The organism is Butyrivibrio hungatei (assembly GCF_900101605.1).
GTDB classification, from domain to species: Bacteria; Bacillota; Clostridia; order Lachnospirales; family Lachnospiraceae; genus Butyrivibrio; species Butyrivibrio hungatei_B.
In genome coordinates, this window is sequence record NZ_FMUR01000009.1 from 133,026 (window position 1) to 151,877 (window position 18,852).

The 18,852-nt window shown below is 41.8% G+C and carries 13 protein-coding genes; 2 read left to right on the forward strand and 11 right to left on the reverse strand.

From position 1 onward, the window contains the following. Nucleotides 1–14 precede the first annotated feature (14 nt). Both BLP87_RS08475 and BLP87_RS08480 read right to left on the reverse strand, forming a co-directional pair. On the reverse strand, nucleotides 15–740 hold the full coding sequence (locus BLP87_RS08475; protein ID WP_074462312.1) for a CpsB/CapC family capsule biosynthesis tyrosine phosphatase: 726 nt from the start codon (nucleotides 738–740) through the stop codon (nucleotides 15–17). A gap of 215 nt (nucleotides 741–955) precedes the next feature. After that, entirely contained in the window at nucleotides 956–1,885 is a 930-nt protein-coding gene (locus BLP87_RS08480) for a hypothetical protein (RefSeq protein ID WP_074462313.1), read from the reverse strand. 104 nt (nucleotides 1,886–1,989) lie between these two features. On the opposite strand from BLP87_RS08480, the gene BLP87_RS08485 reads away from it, so the two are divergent. Continuing rightward, complete coding sequence (locus tag BLP87_RS08485) at nucleotides 1,990–2,172, forward strand: DUF4250 domain-containing protein (RefSeq protein ID WP_074462314.1); 183 nt, start codon at nucleotides 1,990–1,992, stop codon at nucleotides 2,170–2,172. A gap of 198 nt (nucleotides 2,173–2,370) precedes the next feature. Here the strand turns inward: BLP87_RS08485 and clpB are convergent, their stop codons facing one another. From clpB to BLP87_RS08520, 7 genes are all read right to left on the reverse strand, one after another. Further along, nucleotides 2,371–4,962, reverse strand: coding sequence for an ATP-dependent chaperone ClpB (gene clpB, locus BLP87_RS08490; protein ID WP_074462315.1), 2,592 nt, complete (start codon nucleotides 4,960–4,962; stop codon nucleotides 2,371–2,373). Between the two features lie 144 nt (nucleotides 4,963–5,106). Then, a complete protein-coding gene (locus BLP87_RS08495; protein WP_074462316.1) occupies nucleotides 5,107–6,078 on the reverse strand; it encodes a carbohydrate kinase family protein in 972 nt (323 codons plus the stop codon). Beyond that, the gene (locus BLP87_RS08500) at nucleotides 6,075–7,559 is read right to left on the reverse strand and encodes a glycoside hydrolase family 32 protein (RefSeq protein ID WP_074462317.1); all 1,485 of its coding nucleotides are present in this window, start codon (nucleotides 7,557–7,559) and stop codon (nucleotides 6,075–6,077) included. The genes BLP87_RS08495 and BLP87_RS08500 overlap by 4 nt, the downstream gene beginning before the upstream one ends. Then, a complete protein-coding gene (locus BLP87_RS08505) occupies nucleotides 7,556–8,863 on the reverse strand; it encodes a family 43 glycosylhydrolase (protein ID WP_176756624.1) in 1,308 nt (435 codons plus the stop codon). The genes BLP87_RS08500 and BLP87_RS08505 overlap by 4 nt, the downstream gene beginning before the upstream one ends. A 127-nt stretch (nucleotides 8,864–8,990) precedes the next feature. After that, nucleotides 8,991–10,643 (reverse strand): ABC transporter substrate-binding protein, encoded by a 1,653-nt coding sequence (locus BLP87_RS08510; RefSeq protein WP_026654170.1) that lies wholly within the window; start codon nucleotides 10,641–10,643, stop codon nucleotides 8,991–8,993. Nucleotides 10,644–10,752: 109 nt separating this feature from the next. Next, complete coding sequence (locus BLP87_RS08515; protein ID WP_074462319.1) at nucleotides 10,753–11,667, reverse strand: carbohydrate ABC transporter permease; 915 nt, start codon at nucleotides 11,665–11,667, stop codon at nucleotides 10,753–10,755. Between the two features lie 12 nt (nucleotides 11,668–11,679). Further along, the gene (locus tag BLP87_RS08520; RefSeq protein WP_026514944.1) at nucleotides 11,680–12,600 is read right to left on the reverse strand and encodes an ABC transporter permease; all 921 of its coding nucleotides are present in this window, start codon (nucleotides 12,598–12,600) and stop codon (nucleotides 11,680–11,682) included. 212 nt (nucleotides 12,601–12,812) lie between these two features. On the opposite strand from BLP87_RS08520, the gene BLP87_RS08525 reads away from it, so the two are divergent. Next, nucleotides 12,813–13,865, forward strand: a complete 1,053-nt coding sequence (locus BLP87_RS08525; protein WP_074462320.1) for a LacI family DNA-binding transcriptional regulator — start codon at nucleotides 12,813–12,815, stop codon at nucleotides 13,863–13,865. 80 nt (nucleotides 13,866–13,945) lie between these two features. Here BLP87_RS08525 and BLP87_RS16330 read toward each other — a convergent pair whose 3' ends face one another. Together BLP87_RS16330 and BLP87_RS08535 are read right to left on the reverse strand one after the other, a co-directional pair. Then, entirely contained in the window at nucleotides 13,946–15,064 is a 1,119-nt protein-coding gene (locus BLP87_RS16330) for a cob(I)yrinic acid a,c-diamide adenosyltransferase (protein ID WP_242871833.1), read from the reverse strand. A 98-nt stretch (nucleotides 15,065–15,162) separates the two neighbouring features. After that, nucleotides 15,163–18,852, reverse strand: coding sequence for a hypothetical protein (locus BLP87_RS08535; protein WP_074462321.1), 3,690 nt, complete (start codon nucleotides 18,850–18,852; stop codon nucleotides 15,163–15,165).

Genomic DNA, 18,852 nt, shown 5'->3' on the forward strand with positions numbered 1-18,852 from the left:
TCATCCGTATTCCCTCAGATAACGTCATTATTTATGACGCTCATGGGATTATCGTAAAAAATCTTTCTCCCATAGTCCTCCCCAAATTTCCTGTCCACATAGTTTCTGCAATCAAGAATATCAGGCGCTCTCTTTGCCGTATCGTGAGCATCGGTCGCAACGAAGTGCACAAGCCCCTTCTTGAGAAGTTTTTTTGTAAAAAGACCTATTCCAAAGCCATACTTGCCCATAATACTCGACGCATTGACCTGAATATAGCACCCCATATCACGCAGTTCTTCCACATAAGAAGGATGCAAAACTACATCGCTGTAACGTTCAACATGCGCTATTATCGGCATATATCCGGCGGACTGGATTCTGTACACCGCGTTATGTATTGCTTTAAATGTATTGGTCGGATGAAACTCCACAAGTACATACTCGGAACCTGCAAGTGTAGTTATCTTGCCGTTTTCAAGTTCTTCCTGAGTCTCATCGCTGTAATATACTTCATTCCCGGGATACAGGTTGATATTTATTCCAAGTTTGGATGCTTCCTGCCGGAGCTGTTCCGTATAACTTCTGTTATGCAAAGGGCTCACATTATGGTGCATGGGCTTATGATGCGGCGTAAGTATAACATGGGTTATTCCGTTCTTCTCCGCAATCTTAAGCATCTTAAGACTTGTCTCAATATCCCTTGAGCCATCATCCACACCCGGCATTATATGACAATGAATATCGATTGATTTTTGCATATCATTCGCTTTCAGTAATAATCACTTAATTTTCCCGCTTATATGCTTAAAGTACACAAACCGAGAAAGCTAATATATCAGATATAATCAAATAAAATAAGCTCTTATATCACATTAAATTATACACCAACAAAATAGGCACTTTCAACATAATGTGCTGAATTATGCATTATTGATGTTCAAGAATGCATAATTTTTAGGTAGACGATTTATCATTATTTCCCGATTTTTGATATCTCTTCCTCGGTTAAATCATGATAATCAATATCCAATTTCTCAGTTCCATTTGTATAGTACTTAAGCCACGCCTGATATTTATCATCATCTACTGCAAATTTCAAATTATCACTAGAATAATAAGAATCAATAAAATAGACATAACCATTTCCGTCTTTATCCACATTTGAGAGAAATGCTGTTTCATCTGATGGCCAAGCTTCAGACCATAATGCCTCAACATAACCGGCACTGTCATATTTGCCTGTATTTTTGTTAAACACATATAAATTATAAGGCAAAAAAACACCTCCATACGGAGCACCATGAGACAGGCCGTCTTCAATAGCACCGTTCTCATAAAATTCAAGCCCATAATATCCACGATATACTTCATATAATTCATGTTTTGTAAAATCATATCCAATAACTTGTTCATACTTAGAGGCAGAAATGCTAGCATTAAATCTGAAAATCAATTCATCATACCCATCTCCGTCAAGATCAAACACACTAAAATCTGCAACAGAACTATCTGAATCTGAATCTATATCATACATATAATTATACATATAATTCTCTTCTTCCTCACACAGCCATTTCCCTTTTGCCACAAAGTCTCTGAGTGCTTTTTTGTATGCATCATACATCTCGTCAGCAGAACCTTCTTTTCCATATAAAGCTATTGTCTCACTGTCGGAAGCCGTACTATTGATTGCAGTATCTGAAAAAGAAGATGATTCACCGTCAGACTCACCCTCTATCGAAGTTGAAACACTACTATCACCTTGTTCTTTTTCATCAGTAAATAATTCGTTGCCTACCTGTGTCTTTTCTAAAATCTTCTCTGCATCATCCTTAGCCTCTCCACAGGCAGTAAGCAAAAAACACACCGTTGCTGCCAATATTAGTTTCTCTCTCCTAAACATATTCCGTCTCCTTGCCATGTTGCATCTTGTTTTCAAACTCAAATATCGTATCATGTAATTAATACTATTAACAGTGCGAAAGCACATTCTCCGGGAGGTTCACTATGTTACCGAAAGATCCTGTTATGCTATTAAGTTATATGAATATGAAACTGAGAGACAACTATTCAAGCCTCGATGCTCTCTGCGACGATCTTGAAATTAATAATGAAGAGCTTGCCGAAATCATAGGCAAGCTCGAAGGAATCGGATATAAGTATGATTCCGGAAGAAATCAATTTACATGACATCTTAAATGAAATTGCAGAAATCCACAGATAAACCTTCTATCTTCCGCAAAATCTATCTGGGTTATGCCGCTATCATTAAATAGATAAATCAAAAACCACAGTCCGGCTATAAGGGGAGTTTTCGCAGCATTTACATATGTTGCCATATTCAATAGCAAGAAAACTTCTCTTATAGCCGGACTGTGGTTCCTTGCATCAGTGTTTCGCCGAAGCAACAAGTTCGCCGCCTTGGACATCGAATTCTATGGTGTCGTGAGGCTTAACTCTGTCTTCGAGAATGAGCTTTGCGGACAAGGTCTCAACGTGCTTTTGTACATATCTCTTAAGAGGTCTTGCGCCGTAGATCGGATCGTAGGCCTCATCGATTATGTAATTCTGCGCCGCATCGGTCAGACGTATGGAGATTTCTCTCTCTGAAAGTCTGCTGTTGAGATCGTCAACGATAAGTTTGATGATTCCGCCAATGTTATCTTTGGTAAGAGGCTTGAACATGATAATCTCATCAAGTCTGTTGAGGAACTCAGGTCTGAAGTGGTTTCTTAAATCCTCCATCGTCTCTTTTTGTGCTTCTTCGCTTATGTTTCCGGCGCCGTCTATTCCGTCAAGAAGATACTGTGCACCGATATTTGAAGTCATAATAAGAATTGTATTCTTAAAGTCTACCGTTCTTCCTTGTGAATCGGTGATACGGCCGTCATCAAGCACCTGCAGCAGTATATTGAACACATCGGGATGTGCTTTTTCAATCTCGTCAAAAAGAACTACCGCATAAGGCTTTCTTCTCACAGCTTCCGTAAGCTGACCGCCCTCTTCGTATCCGACATATCCGGGAGGTGCACCGATAAGACGTGACACGCTGTACTTCTCCATGTACTCACTCATATCAATACGAACCATGTTGTTCTCGTCGTCAAAAAGTGCCTGAGCAAGGCTCTTTGCAAGCTCAGTCTTACCGACGCCGGTAGGTCCGAGGAAAAGGAACGAACCGATAGGCTTTCCGGGATCCTTTATTCCAGCTTTGGATCTCATGATTGCTTCGGAAACAAGTGTTACCGCATCATCCTGTCCGATAACCCTCTGATGGAGTTCATCCGCAAGATGGAGTGTCTTATTCCTCTCGCTCTCAGTCAGCTTGTTTACAGGAATTCCGGTCCATCTGCTGATGATTCCCGCGATCTCTTCATCTGAAACTCTCTCGTGAACAAGCGTTGTATCAGCTTCTTTTTGATGCGCAAGCTCTTCCGCTTCTTCAAGTTCCTTCTTAAGTGCAGGAAGCTTACCGTACTGAAGCTCTCCCGCTTTCTCATAATCGCCGTTTCTCTGTGCGATGGCAATCTCGGAATTGATCGTATCTATCTGCTCACGCATAGCGGCAAGTCTATCAACCGCCTGCTTTTCATTCTCCCACTGAGCCTTTCTCGTATCAAAGTCTTCCTTGAGATTCGCAAGCTCTTTTTGCAGATTGGAAAGTCTCTCCGCGCTCAAAGAATCGTCCTCTTTCTTGAGAGCCGCTTCCTCGATCTGCATCTGCATAATCTTACGATTGAGCTCATCAAGCTCTGCAGGCATTGAATCCATCTCGGTCTTGATAAGTGCACATGCTTCATCCACAAGATCGATTGCCTTGTCGGGCAGGAAACGATCCGAAATATATCTGTTTGAAAGAACCGCAGCACTCACAAGCGCACTGTCCATGATCTTTACGCCGTGAAAAACTTCATATCTCTCTTTCAATCCACGAAGAATACTTATCGTATCTTCAACCGTCGGCTCATCTACCATGACAGGCTGGAAACGTCTCTCAAGAGCCGCATCCTTCTCAATATATTGCCTGTACTCATTAAGCGTCGTCGCACCGATGCAGTGGAGCTCACCTCTTGCAAGCATAGGCTTTAGCATGTTGCCCGCATCCATTGCGCCGTCAGTCTTACCCGCACCAACTATCAGATGAAGCTCATCGATGAAAAGAATTATCTCACCATCAGAACCTTTTACATCCTCAAGGACAGCCTTAAGCCTCTCCTCAAACTCGCCTCTGTACTTGGCTCCTGCAACAAGAGCCCCCATATCGAGTGAAAAGATCTTTTTATCCTTAAGGGCAGATGGAACATCGCCGCTTGCTATTCGCTGCGCAAGTGCCTCAACAACCGCGGTTTTACCTACACCGGGTTCACCTATGAGAACGGGATTGTTCTTGCTCTTTCTGGAAAGAATCCTTATCACGTTTCGGATCTCGGTATCACGCCCTATAACGGGATCGAGCTTTTGCTGCTTTGCCTTCTCGACAAGCTCGGTGCCGTATTTGCTGAGCGTATCATAAGTTGCCTCCGGATTATCCGTTGTGACATTTCTGTTGCCCCTAACCTCAGAAAGCACCTGAAGAAATCTGTTTCTGTCGATTCCGAACTGCGCAAAGATTTCTTTTACCTCCTTGTTTGGATGCTTTAAAAGTGCCAGAAAAATATGCTCAACAGAAACATAAGAATCTCCGAGCGCCTTGGCTTCATCCTCTGCGGACAAAAGAGCCTTGTTAAGCTGTGCTCCTATATAAGGCTGCCCGCCCTGAACTTTGGTTCTCTTGCCGATTCCCTGTTCAATTCTTGTGACAAAAGAAGACGTATCAACGCCCATCTTCTCCACAAGCCTTGAAATAAGGCTATCTTCTATTGTCATAAGAGCATAGAGAAGATGTTCCTGTTCTATCTCCTGATTGCCGTATTCGACAGCAATCTTCTCACATCCGCTCACAGCCTCTATGGACTTTTGTGTAAACTTCTGGATATTCATAATCTCCTCCTACTGCATTATACATAATTCTATTTGTTCTACTACAACTATAACACGAATTATAAAATTGTCAACACTCATACTATGAAACTTCCCACACCTCAGCCATAACAAGCCAAAGTGTGGGAAGTTTCATAATACCTTTTATATAACTTTTTTCAAAAAATCTTTAACTTCATCAAGAGTCGGCATGACTGCCAGAGCGCCTCTTCTTGTTGTGATGATGGATGCCGCTGCGTTGGCGAATGTCAGGCACTCCGTAAGCTTCTCCTCTGATAATTCTGTAAGACCGTTCCTGCGGATGTAGTCGATCGCGCATGCGCCGAAAGTATCGCCCGCACCGGTCGTCTCTATCGTATCGGGATTCTTAAAGCCCGCTTTCTTTACAACTATATCTTTGTAAAGTGCCATGCTTCCTTCTGCGCCGAGCGTTGCAAATACGATGGGAATATCAAATTCTTTTTGTATTTTCTTGGCTCCCGCCTCGATATCCGTCATGCCCGTGAACAGTTCCACCTCATTATCGGAAATCTTCAGAATATCACATTTCTCAAATCCGTATCTCATAGCCTCAAGTGCTTCTTCCACAGATTTCCACAAAGGTTCCCTGTAGTTTGGATCGAAAGAAATAAGAATACCTTTCTTCTTTGCAATATCCACAGCAAGCTTTGTTGCCTCTTTTGCAGGTTCACCTGTCATGGATAAAGTTCCGAAATGGAAAACTTCCGCATTCTCGATAACAGCTCTGCTCTTATTAACATCATCTGCAGTCAGCATCATATCCGCCCCCGGATTTCTGTAAAAAGAAAAATCTCTGTCTCCGTTCGGAAGCTTATTAACAAATGCCAATGTTGTATGCACCGCGTCATCCGCCACCAATCCTACGGAGTCTATTCCCTGTGCCTCGATTCTCTCTTTCAGCATTCTTCCGAAAAAATCGTTGCCGACCTTTCCTATAAATGCCGTTTTATTGCCGAGATTTTGGAGCATTGATAAGACATTACACGGAGCTCCTCCGGGATTAGCCTCAAACATGGGATTTCCCTGTCCACTCACCCCATTATTTGTAAAATCGATCAGTAACTCGCCAAGTGCTACAACATTAAATTCACTCATTTTTTCTTCTCCAATTCATTCATCACAACGTCCATTGACAGTTCGCCACTTGCTCTAAAGCTGATTCCTTCAGCCTTAATATCTGTAAAGATGCCCATTGACATTACCTGTTCTCCGTCATTAATGAACAATTCCATGCTGTATCTGTCAAGTATCACACGCAGTGTAATCTCTCCGTTATTATCAGCCACTTTGCACCTTCTCTGGTGCACGATTGCCCTTCTGTTTCCCGAATGCTTGCGGTCGATCTTCACAACAGATTCAACAGGATCAAATTCTATGCTTGAATATTCTTTACCGTTATCTGCAAAGCGTATCTCAAATTTTCCGTATGAAAGATCCGAACCTGTCGGTCTTACATTAACCGTCATGTCAATGCATCTGCCTTCTACGCTTGAAAGCACGCAATCATCGGTAACGATGACATTTTGTCTGCTTACTCTTTTACCGTAGTAATTCTTTATTTCGCGAATAGGCTTTTGAATCAGCCTTCCGTTCTTTATCGATATTTCCCTGGGAAGGCTCATCTGTCCAAACCACGGAAAATCTTCACGTTTTATTGCCAAAGCATCCCAGTTCTGGAGCCAGCCTATCATAACCTGTCTTCCGTCTTTGGTCCTGATAGTCTGAGGCGCATAAAAATCTATTCCGTAATCTACCGCCTGACAATTCTCCTCGCAGAAATCTCCTTCATCGTTGACACTTCCGATTATGCATAATGTGCCGTTACCGTTATGAAATTCAAGCCCCTCGGGAAGCATGTCCTGCGGACTTGTGAGAAGTACACGCTTTCCGTCAAGCGCAAAGTAATCGGGGCATTCCCACATAACTCCAAATCTTCTGTTGTTCTTTATAAGTATTTTATCATAATTCCAGTTAAAACCGTCATCACTTGAATACTGCAAAAGCTGACCGTCGCCGTCTACCGTCTTGTTTCCTACAACAAGATAATATTTTCCGTTTTCTTTCCAGATCTTCGGATCTCTGAAATCTATTTTCCCTGCTCCCTCCGGAAGCTTATCGCCCGTGATTACCGGATTCATCTCATATTTCTCATAGTCTCTTCCGTCTCCTACAGCAACGCACTGAGTCTGGACATCATAGAAGTTGCCATTCTCATCCTGTTTCCTGAGAACACCGGTATATAGTATCAGATGTTTCCCATCCTCTGTTTCAATCGCACTTCCCGAAAAACATCCGTCCTTATCATAATCTGTTTCCGGTGCCATAGCGGCAGGAAGATACTTCCAATCGATAAGGTCTTCACTCTCTACATGTCCCCAGTGCATAGGTCCCCAAACAGTCTCATAAGGATTATATTGATAAAAAAGATGATATTTACCCTTATATATGCTAAATCCGTTCGGATCGTTCATCCATCCGCATCTTGGAGTAAGATGGAAAAGAGGACGAAATCCCTCCGCGATTGTCTTTTCCTTTTTGCACTCATATTCTCTTGCTTTTAATAACTTATCGTTCATAGTATTCCTTTCCTACCATATATCTTTAAATTGTCTATGCTTGCTCCCTGAAGGCGCACTTTCCAATCCGCGCCCACCGCCGAATAAATGCGATTTGACAATGCTTTTTCGCCGTTAACATAAACCACTGTTATATCTTTTTCCACAACTACATCAACTTGATACTTAACTCCCACCTTAAGGCTCATACTTTGTTCATTGGGATAAGCATCATAGGTAATCTTATCTTCGCCATTGTCTATAGTTATTCTGTATTCTTCATTCTTTTCTGCATTGTTAAATACAATCTCCGCCTTGCCTTCGTTTTCCATCTCAAGCTCAAATGTAAGCCGGCAGCTTTCCGGAACATTTCCAAGTTCCGATTCGTCTTTTACACTTTCTGCTTCAAAAATCTGTTTGTCAAAATAATTTATATATTCTTCAGGCATCGCTACGCCAAGCGTTCCATCTTCCAGTTCCTTAAGTTCATATACAAGGAGATTTCCCGCCCAGGTATAAGGAAGCCTGTCACTTTCTCTTTTCTTTCTATCCAAAAAACCTATAAGATATCTTTTTCCTTTATATTCACAGGTCTTTGCCGCATAAAAACCGTTTCCGTCAAATGTATCTATCTTTGGTGTCTCCCACGGTCCGTTGATACTGTCTGACATTCTGTAATATACAACGTTATTCCAACTGAACGTCAGATAATAATGATCTCCCAGCTTAAACAAATCCGGGCATTCCATAAAATATAACTCTTTATTTGTATATAAGTCTCCTTCAAATTTCCAGTTTTTAAGATCATCGGAACGATAGCATATTATCGCGCTCTCATTCCCGTTTTCTTTTCTCGCTCCCACAAGCATCATATAGCCGTCATCTGTTCGCAGCACCTGCGGATCGCGAAAATCTTCCGTACTGTATCCTTCAGGAGCATGTATAATATTTTCAGTATCCTTGGTATAAGTCTTATTGTCTTTACTTGTGGCATGCATCAGGCACTCTTTGTCGAGCCCGTATTCCTCATAATAATCATTATGTCCTGTATAAAAACAATGATATGTTCCGGCATCATCAATAATAAATGATCCTGTTCCCACAGCAAGATCCGGTGCTTCCATTTCCTCTGAATATGCAAGTACCTGTCCCTTGTCTTCAAAGCTTACAAAATTACGGGTGTAGAACTGATGTATCGGATGATACCCCACTCCGTTATTATCCGTTTCATAAAGATAATTGAGGTATACACCTTTTTCCGTTGAAAGTGCCATGACATCTCCGACGTAACTGTCTTCAGCCCTTGGGAATAAACATTCATTCATTTTTTTACCGGCACATCCTTGTATCATCATTAACGATATAAGTAGCAAACAAATTGTTATTCTTTTCATCTTTTTTAAATGGGGAGGATCATCTCCTCCCCATCTCCAATAAACATTAACCTTCCGATTACTTGTAAAACTCGTCAAAATACTTCTGATAAATTGCAAGATATTCATCGATTCCGTATGCATTAACCTGATTAAGATAAGCCTCCCAATCAGCATCGCTGAGGCCATCCATTACAAACTTACTTCTGCTTGAATTTATATATGTAATAAGATCCTGCTGAATAGATGTAAGCTTTTCTGTATCTTCCGCTGTCATGAATACATTGGGATATACATACTCATTGTGCATATCATTGGTGTAATACTCCTTGATCCAGTCAAGACGATACTGAGCATCATCAGGACATGTAACATATTTGCCGTAATACTCATCAAGGATTGCAAGAGGTCCGCCTACACACTCTGCTTCACGTACTTCTACAGGAGAAGCATCGCCAAGTGCCGCATGCTTAAGCATCTTTTCACCCTGATCATTTGTTGACAACTCAAAGATATCAAACTCATCATCCTCTCCGTATGTTCCCCAGTTATTCTGAGGTGACTGGAACGGATCGTACATCTTATCGAGCCATGCGCATACAAGTGCAGGATTCTCGCACTTTGCAGTTACAACGCATCTTCCGCGATCAAATCCGGAAGTAAAAGAGCTGTTAAGAGGAGTAACATTTTTTGTGTCTGCCTGAAGCGCTGCAAGAGGAACAAAGTCCTGAAGATTATCAATATTTGCAACGTCCCATGTGAAGCAAACGCCATATCTGTGAGACTTACCCTTTGCTACATATGTAGACCAGTCCTGTGTAAAGCACTCAGGATCGATAAGTCCTTCTTCGTAAAGCTTGTGGAGCCACCGGAAGCCTGACTTAAATCCTTCCTGTGTTGCTGTGCAGATAACCTTCTTGTCATTTGTCACAGCAATATGCTGTCCGATATCGTTATCTCCGTATCCCTCTCCAAATCCGTTGATAAGAAGACTGGGATCCTGATCGTTCATTATGCATGACATAGGAATGATGTCACCTTCAATACCAAACTCAGCCTGAAGCTCTGAAGCGTGATCCTTAAATGCTTTCAAAACCTGCTCGAATTCATCAACTGTTGTAGGAGTTGAAAGTCCGAGGAAATCCAACCACTTCTTGTTGATATAAGTAAAGTTGTTTCCAACTGTCTGGATAGCAGTCTTATTGGAACCAAGCTGCTCTATCCATGGAAGTGCCCAGATATGTCCCTCCGAGTCGGTACACATCGTGCGGTACTCCGGATACTTATCGAACACGCCTTTTAGATTAGGCATGTTATTGTCGATATAATCTTCTAAAGAAATGATAACCCCCTGGTCAGCATATCTGATAAGATCTGAGTTTCCAAAACTTGCATTGAACACAAAATCAGTAAGAGCATTCTTGTTTGCCATATTCAGCTGGATTTTGTCCCCCCACTGATCGCTTGAAATAGCTGTCCAATCAACATGCACGTTTGTTTCTTCCTCAAGTCTCTTGAAGATTGTCCTATTGTTTGGTTCCGATTCCGTACCGGACGGATAACTTATCGTTCCGGTGATCGTAACCTTTTCCTGAAGCGGAAAGCTCAGATTATCTGTTGAAACAGATGCAATATCACTTCCCGAAGATGCTTTGCCGCATCCCATAAGTGCGCCTGCAGATACTGTCAAAGCAAGCGCTGCCGCCATAAACTTAGTTTTTTCCTTTCTCATTAGCCCTCTCCTTACTATTAATACTTTATGCCTTCACAAGGATGTTATGCTCTTTTTTACCCTCCAAAGTACATTTAAGCTATCCTTGAAAAAACCACTGCAATTCTTCTCATCCCTTTACAGATCCGATCATAATTCCGGAATCAAAGTATTTCTGGAAGAATGGATACATCACTATTAACGGAAGACTTGAAATTATTATCGTTGCATATTTTAAAAGTTCAGCCAGCTGCGCCCTCTGTGCGGTACTCTGCATATCTGCGATCATTCCGGGATCGGGCTCGTTCTGTATGAGGATAGCCCTGAGCACCAACTGAAGCGGTTGTTTTTCAGCCGAATTAAGATAGATCATTGCGTCAAAATAACTGTTCCACATTCCGACAAACTGCCAAAGCACCAAAACCGCAATAAGTGGTGTGCACACCGGAAGCAGTATCCTGAAGAAAAACACAAGCTCGTTCGCTCCGTCAACATCTGCAGCCTCTCTAAGTTCGTTTGGAACTCCCTTGTAATAAGTTCTGGCAATTATCATGTTCCATACGCTGAAAGCGTTCGGAAGTATTACCGCCCACATGCTGTCCAAAAGTCCCATGTTACTGATAAGAAGGTATGTGGGGATAAGACCGCCGCCAAAAAACATAGTTATGATAAAAATTGTGTTGAATATCTTTTTCCCTTTAAAATCATCTCTGGACATCGGATATGCACAAAGTAGCGTTATAAATACCGATATTCCGCTGAATAAGACCGAGTAAAGAACTGCATTGCCAAATCCGATCCATATCTGGGAATTGGACATTACTCTCTCATATGCCGTAGTTGTCCACTTGCCGATATCAAAGACAATTCCCTTGTTCTGAAGTGTTATGGGATCCATAAATGAAGCTATGATAATGTACACTATCGGTCCGATTATCGCTGCTACAAACAATCCCAAAAGTATATATCCGATCAGAAGAAAGATTTTATCTCCCACGGAAGCTCTTGCAAATTCACTTTTCTTAACTGTAAGTGTTTTTTCCATCTTTCTTTCTCCTTATAATCCCTGACCGTCATTGAGCTTTTCAACAACCTTATTGACTGCTATCAAAAGTATTACGTTTATGATCGTATTGAAAAGACCTACCGCCGTTGAATAACTGTAATCGCCATTCAAAAGACCTTTCTTATAAACATAAGTTGCAATGATCTCCGATGAGGCGAGATTCATATCCGACTGAAGAGCATATGCTTTTTCAAATCCGATACTCATGATGTTTCCGGCCTGAAGTATAAACTGGATAACTACCATATCCTTTATGGCAGGCCATTCAACCGCTTTGATCTGCTGCCAGATATTCGCTCCGTCAATCTGCGCCGCCTCTTTTAACTCTGCACTTGCATTTGAAAGCGCCGCCGTGTACATGATGGATGCCCATCCTGCTCCCTGCCAGATACCGCTTATGATATAAATTGGTCTGAATGCTGCAGGGATGGTAAGGAAGTTTATGTTTGTTCCCAAGAACATGTTGAAAGGTCCTGTTACCGAAAGCAAAATCCTTACCATACCGCAAAGAACGATTACTGAAATGAAGTTGGGCATGTACAGGACCAGCTGAATCTTCTGTTTTATCTTGCTGCTTGTTATTCTGTTGAGAAGAAGTGCCAAAATGATAGGCATCGGGAATCCCCACAACAGTCCGTATACACTAAGTTTTAACGTATTCACCAGATACTGCATAAAGTCAGGTGAAGACAAAAACTGTTGAAAATATTTAAGTCCAACCCACTCACTTCCAAGTATTCCTTTAAACGGGTTGTACTTCTGAAACGCAATCAGGATTCCTCCCATAGGAATATATTTGAAAATAATGGTGAGTATAAGTGCAGGTCCTAAAAAGAATACATACAACTGCCAGTGCTGCCTGATATATACGAGTGTGTTATGCAGCGTATTATCCTTCGTTTTAGCATTCATATTAGTTCCTCCATTACTTTTACATTTGTAACATTCATTTTGTATATGTAAAAATTATCACATGTAAACTTATATGTCAACATATTAATTTTTACATTTGAACAATTTTGATTTACATTTGACACTTCCCGCATTGCATCATATAATTTATCTGCATAGTGTGCAAATGTAAAATAATATGCACAATATTTTTTGACCAACGGAGAAAAAATATGTCAACAAAAGTTACTATTCAAGATATAGCCGATGCTCTGGGATTATCCAGAAATACGGTGTCCAAAGCAATAAACAATACAGGTGTACTGGCTGAATCCACAAGGCAGAAAGTTCTTGAAAAAGCGCTGGAAATGGGATACAAGCAGTTCTCATATGCCAATTCTGTTGCGGATATAAAAAATCCTTCTTTTACAAAGGCCAAAGTTTCGGGTGAAATAGCTCTTTTCACCGGAATTTTTCTTAATAATTCGCATTTTGCATCAACCATGCTCGACAAGTTTCAGCACGAGATTTCCGTTATCGGATACAGTCTCACCATACACAGAGTCGATGCAAACAACTTTGCGGACTTAAGCCTTCCTCTTACATTCAGGCCCGAAAACACAAAAGCTATTGTTTGTATAGAAATGTTCGATCAGCAGTACTGCGAAATGCTCTGTAATCTCGGCCTTCCCGTTCTTATGATAGACGCCCCGGTCGCAAGTTACTGGCGACCACTTAATGCCGACATTCTGCTGATGGATAATTTTTCCGATATATACCGCGTCGTAAACGACATGAGCAAAAAAGGTATAACAAAAATAGGTTTTGTCGGACAGGTAACACACTGCCGCTCTTTCTATGAGCGTTTTATGGCATTTAGAGAAGCCATGTACATCAACAATCTTACATTTGAAGATAAATACTGCCTTTCTGAGGTTCATCCTCACGGTCTTGAGTACAAGGACTACTTATTTAAAGCTCTTAAAAAAATGAAAGAACTACCCGAAATGTTTATTTGTGCAAATGACTTTGTTGCATTGGATCTTTTGTATGGACTTAGTAAGATAGGCATAGAATGCCCCAAAGATATAAAGTTGTTTGGCTTTGATGATTCGCCGGAATCAAAGATAATGACTCCGTCTCTTTCAACAAGCCATATTCACAGTCAGATAATCGGCTATTCTGCAGCCAATCTGGTTATTTCACGAATAGAACAGCCTGATCTGAACTATCGTATCACATATACGGAAACCGATCTTATTTACAGAGAATCTACCAATGTATGATATTTTAAATGAAATTACAGAAATCCGCACCGGCTGCGAATTTCGTGAGAATTTGATTCAAGAAGGCATGGAGTATTTAATCAAAACTCTATGCCTTCTCTTGCCTCTATTCCCCTGTCATACGGATGTCGTATCTTCTCCATATATGTTATGTAGTCTGCTCTGTCTGCAAGAAGCTCGTCCGCATTTCTTCCCGTCATAACTATTTCAAGTCCGGACGGCTTATTGTCTATAAGATCTTCGAGTTTCTTCTTGTCGATAACACCATAGTTGTAAGGATATGTGATCTCATCCATTATAAGTACGTCGCATTCTCCCGCCTGAATCAGCTCAATAATCTTATCAAGGATCTCATTGTGAACGATGCGAAAAGCCTCACACTGTTCGTCATCATCACGTCGAAGCCAACCAAGTTCCTTATCGCTTCTGACTATCGTAATTCCCGGAATAAGCGAAAGGCTGCTTAGCTCCGAAGTCTGTCTTCCTTTCATGAATTGTGAAAAGATAACCTTCCTGCCCGCGCCTGCTGCCCTTACGGCAAGCCCTATTGCAGCGGTAGTTTTTCCTTTTCCCTCGCCGGTATAAAGATGTATAAGACCTTTTTTACGTTTTGAACCCGACTTGGAAGTACTGCTTTTCTTCTGAGGCTCTTTTCTCATAGGACAACTCACCGCGCTGCAGTTTGCGCAATCAGAATGTTTCTCGGTTCTCTTTTCATGAAGTTTTGCTGAAAAAACAACGCTCTTTTTCGGAACAAGGACAAAAGACTCATTGCATTTTACAATCTTCTGCCCCAGCTTAGCCATAACAACCGCAAGTTCTTCAAGCGGCATCTTATCGCTTCCCGCAAAGACATAGCTTCCGACATAGAGCCCTGTCTTTTCAAATATCTTCTTGTCAACTTCTTCATAAGCAAGTGACAGCATTTCAGTTCCGAGGCAGTCTATTATAAACGCCTTCTGGATCTCACCTTTTTGCAAAAAGCTGTCCTGAAAACTGTCAAAGGCATCACCCAAAGTCACGACAACATAGACGGTATCGCCCTCGATCACATGATGAAAACTTGCATGTACTCTTGGGTGAAGCTGCCTGTAAAGCATAACAATATCTTTTTTTTCACTTGTTTTAAAATGATAGCGCTTGATAAAGCCCTTGATCCCATTCTCATCAAGTGCTACCGATAAAGGTTCAAATGTCATATTTCTCCGATACAGCTAACTACATATTTCAGAATAAAAATACAACTATTTGCATATTTTTACAACTGCCTGCATATATAGCGGTCAGGCATAAGATATTACTTTTTATCTTCGTCGCTGTCGTCGTAGAAAATCTGTTCTTTTCCTTCAATTCTCTTGGAAAGTTTTCGGGCAATGCGCCTGAATATCTTCGGAACCTTCTTGCTTCCGCATATGGCAGCAATGACAAGCAATGCGATAAATATGAGTCCGATTATGATCGCGCCGATCACCATGTACTTGTACTTAGAGACCGCAAGTCCCGCCTTGGGGAATCTGACTTTCAGCGTAAACTCATTGCCTTCAACATCATACGTGCTGTACTCTCCCATTTCGCCTGTCTTTGTAAGGAGCTGTTCCTCATCTCCGTTTACAAGATAAACCTCAAAACTACCAAGTGCTTCCTTTATCTTGGCCACGGGCTTATATCTCACCGTATGAACAGACTGACCATCGTCGGGAACGGTTACTTTTATCGTCGTATAATTCTTTAAAGTATCGGCATCATAGTCTTTTGCCGAGGTGAATTTTTCAACATCAAAAGAATCTTCTCTTTCAACAATAAGTTTATCTTCATCCTTAAATTTTCCGTCAACAAGAATCTCGCTTTGATAAATTCCGCCCTCATCCTTCTCTTTTACCTCTTCAGAGATAGTCGTTCTGTACCTGCAATATTTGGCGGTAACGATCTCATCCGTAGTTACGAAATCCGAGGATGCTTTATCCCATGCCACATAATAGCCGTCCTTTGGTTCAATAACGGGATACTTTTGGCTATCCGATTTTTCACCGTATCTTCTGTTTCCTTTTTTGATAATTACATTTCCGTCATCCGATTCTTCATCTTCAAGCTCGAATGTGACCGTAAGATTCTCAAAATCAGCGGGAAGTTCCTTGCTGTCATGCGGAACGGGCTCTGCCTTTAACGAATAGCTGACCCTGTCAATTCCCGCAAGTGTATCACTTACAAAATAATTGCCTCTCACTTCTCCGTCGTCGCTTACATGCCCTGCGATCGCACCATACCTACTGTCTGCATCCTTTATATCAACCAAAGTCCTGCAATCTCTGATATTGGTTCCATCACCCGCTATACCACCAACATAGGACATACCGTCAAGTATTCCCTTTGAACTTGAACTTACAATGTAAGACAGCGAACTTCCGCAAATCCCGCCGACATACTCTCCGGAATTGGATTTCATATTTCCGTAGTTTGCGCAGTTAATGACGGTTCCCATCTCCTGAAGCCCACAGATTCCTCCGATGTAGCTCTTTTCACCTTCTGCGGTATTATAGTTCCTATTGTCTCTGAGAACACATTTCGAGATAAAAGAGGTGTTAAGCTTGGCATCTTTGATTCCCGTTATGTCACTCTCCGCATCAAAGTCATACTCAATTGCCATTGTTCCGGCAATTCCCGAAGTATCGATATCTCCGTAAGTTGCGCCGTAGTTAATGCATCTGTCGATTGTCGCATCCGTACAGATAAGCGCTTCCTCCAAAGAGACATCCTCAAATGTATTCGAATAGTCTTTTTCAAGAACACCGTCAATGGCATCCGCATACAGATTCATTATCACATTGAACTGATCCGCTATCGACTGAAGATCGTCAACGATAACTCCCGTGGCACTGTTCATCTCATTGTTAAGAAGCCCGAAGTTATCATTCATTCCCTGCATATTATCGGAAAGCGATACTGTATGTGCCTTGTATTCCGAACTGAATTGTGGAAAAGAGATTGCGCCGCGTCCCGCAACATTTCTCACTATTCCTTTGGCTTCATCTCCCGCCGATTCAAGATTATCCGATGCCTTTTCCAGGGAATTCATGGCATCAAGCGCATCTCCTCTGGCTGCATCGGCCATGAACGGAAGATAATATGTTGTCTGACTCCTTATTTCCTCCGTTGAATCCGCAAGATCTCTATCGTAATAGAAACTTCCGATGCTATCGTCAATCGGACTCTGATAATTGCTTTTTGCATAGAGATCTGCCTGAAGCTGCGCATAAGAGGCAGCATCAGAACTTAATTTTTTGTCATCTTCCACATCCACATCAGGGAAAATCCGGCCGTCAGTCGAATGTTTCCATTCTCCTGAGACATTATAAGATCTTACAAGTTCGGTATCTGTTGCTACATCCGTTCCAAAGCCTGCACTGTACGTAAGGTCTGCCGTCTCAGGATATGATGCACTTCCTTTGTTTGTATCAATAAAGTAATTGAAATACGCCCTGTTGGCATCTTTACTCAAAACAGCATACTGACTTGAAAGACTTTCCAATGTATCTCTTGCTCTTTCATATTTTTCTCTGTCGCTGTCACTCATGTACTGCTCGATCTTAAGATCGCCCACGGTTTCTTTTAGGCTCCTGGCCGCATCGGAAGTATGCTCTACCGCATCATCCGCGTTATCAAGAAGGCCGTCGTCTTTGGCGGATTCTTCAAGAATATACTGAACTCTCGAAAAAGCCTCAGATGTCGATCCCGACACTCCGTTTGCAAAATCCGCAGTTTCATTTGAAATAAACCTGACATCTTCGATAGCGCCTGCCGTATACTGCTGTATCACATTCAATCTGTTTGTTATGGTTCCCGACTGATATTTGACATCCTTAAGCGTTGCGGAAACTCTGTTATGAAGCTCGCTTATGGCAGTATTCAGCTGATAAGCAACATCCCTGCTAAGGTCAACCGTAATATACGGCTCAGCCTGTCCGACAATTCCTCCGACATCTTTTCGTCCGCGAACAACTCCGTTATTGGTGCACCCTGATACATATCCCGACTGCCTTCCCACTATTCCGCCGACATTGTATCCGACATGTTTGTATCCGACCTGCCCTTTATTAATGCAGCTGGATATTATACCTATGGAAGTTCCGGCAACTCCGCCTATATCCACCGAAGTTATGTCGGCATTTGCTTCGTCGCTTTCCTTCCCGTCCTTCTTTAGCATGTTAATGACCTTATTAAGCGTATTCATGCTGTCTATGGTGATCTGCGAATCCACATTTGTCGTATTTACCGCACTCTCATTGACACATCCGGATATATTTCCCATATTCTCGCCGGCTATTCCACCTGTAAAATGGACGCCTTTGATATATCCTTTGGAATTGCAATCCTTTATATTTCCCGTAAGTTCGTTCTTTCCCGCAATTCCGGCAACATAATCACCGCCCGATACGATACCCTCAAATTCTAGCTCACTCAAAAGGCCGTGATTATCCGCAACAATCCCGGCCACTGCGATCTGTTTTCCCGTAGGAACCACAGTGCCTTTAACGACAAGATTCTTAATGATACCGGTCTTTTGGACATTGGAAAAAAGAGCCACATATGACATATCATTCTTTATCGAAAAGTCTGTTATCTCATGCCCACAGCCGTCGAATTCTCCGCCAAACGTCGGCACTCCGGAAAAAGAAATATTTGAAAGCGAAATATCTTTTGCCAGGATAACTTTCTTATTTACCGACCATGTATCCAACTTGCATTTCTCAGAAAATTCTACAAAGTCTTCCGCGCTCTTAATGGTTATCTCTTCTATATCATCAGGAATCAGCTTGTCGATATCATCTTTTATATCCGCATCAACATCTTTTTGTTCTTCCAAAGCTCCCGTCTGCGTGCCTGTTGTAACCGTCTCCTGTCCGTCGTTTCCCGTCTCGCCGTACACGCATACGGCAGAATTGATAAAAAGAACTATTCCCGGAAGAAGCATTAACACTCTTTTTTTCAT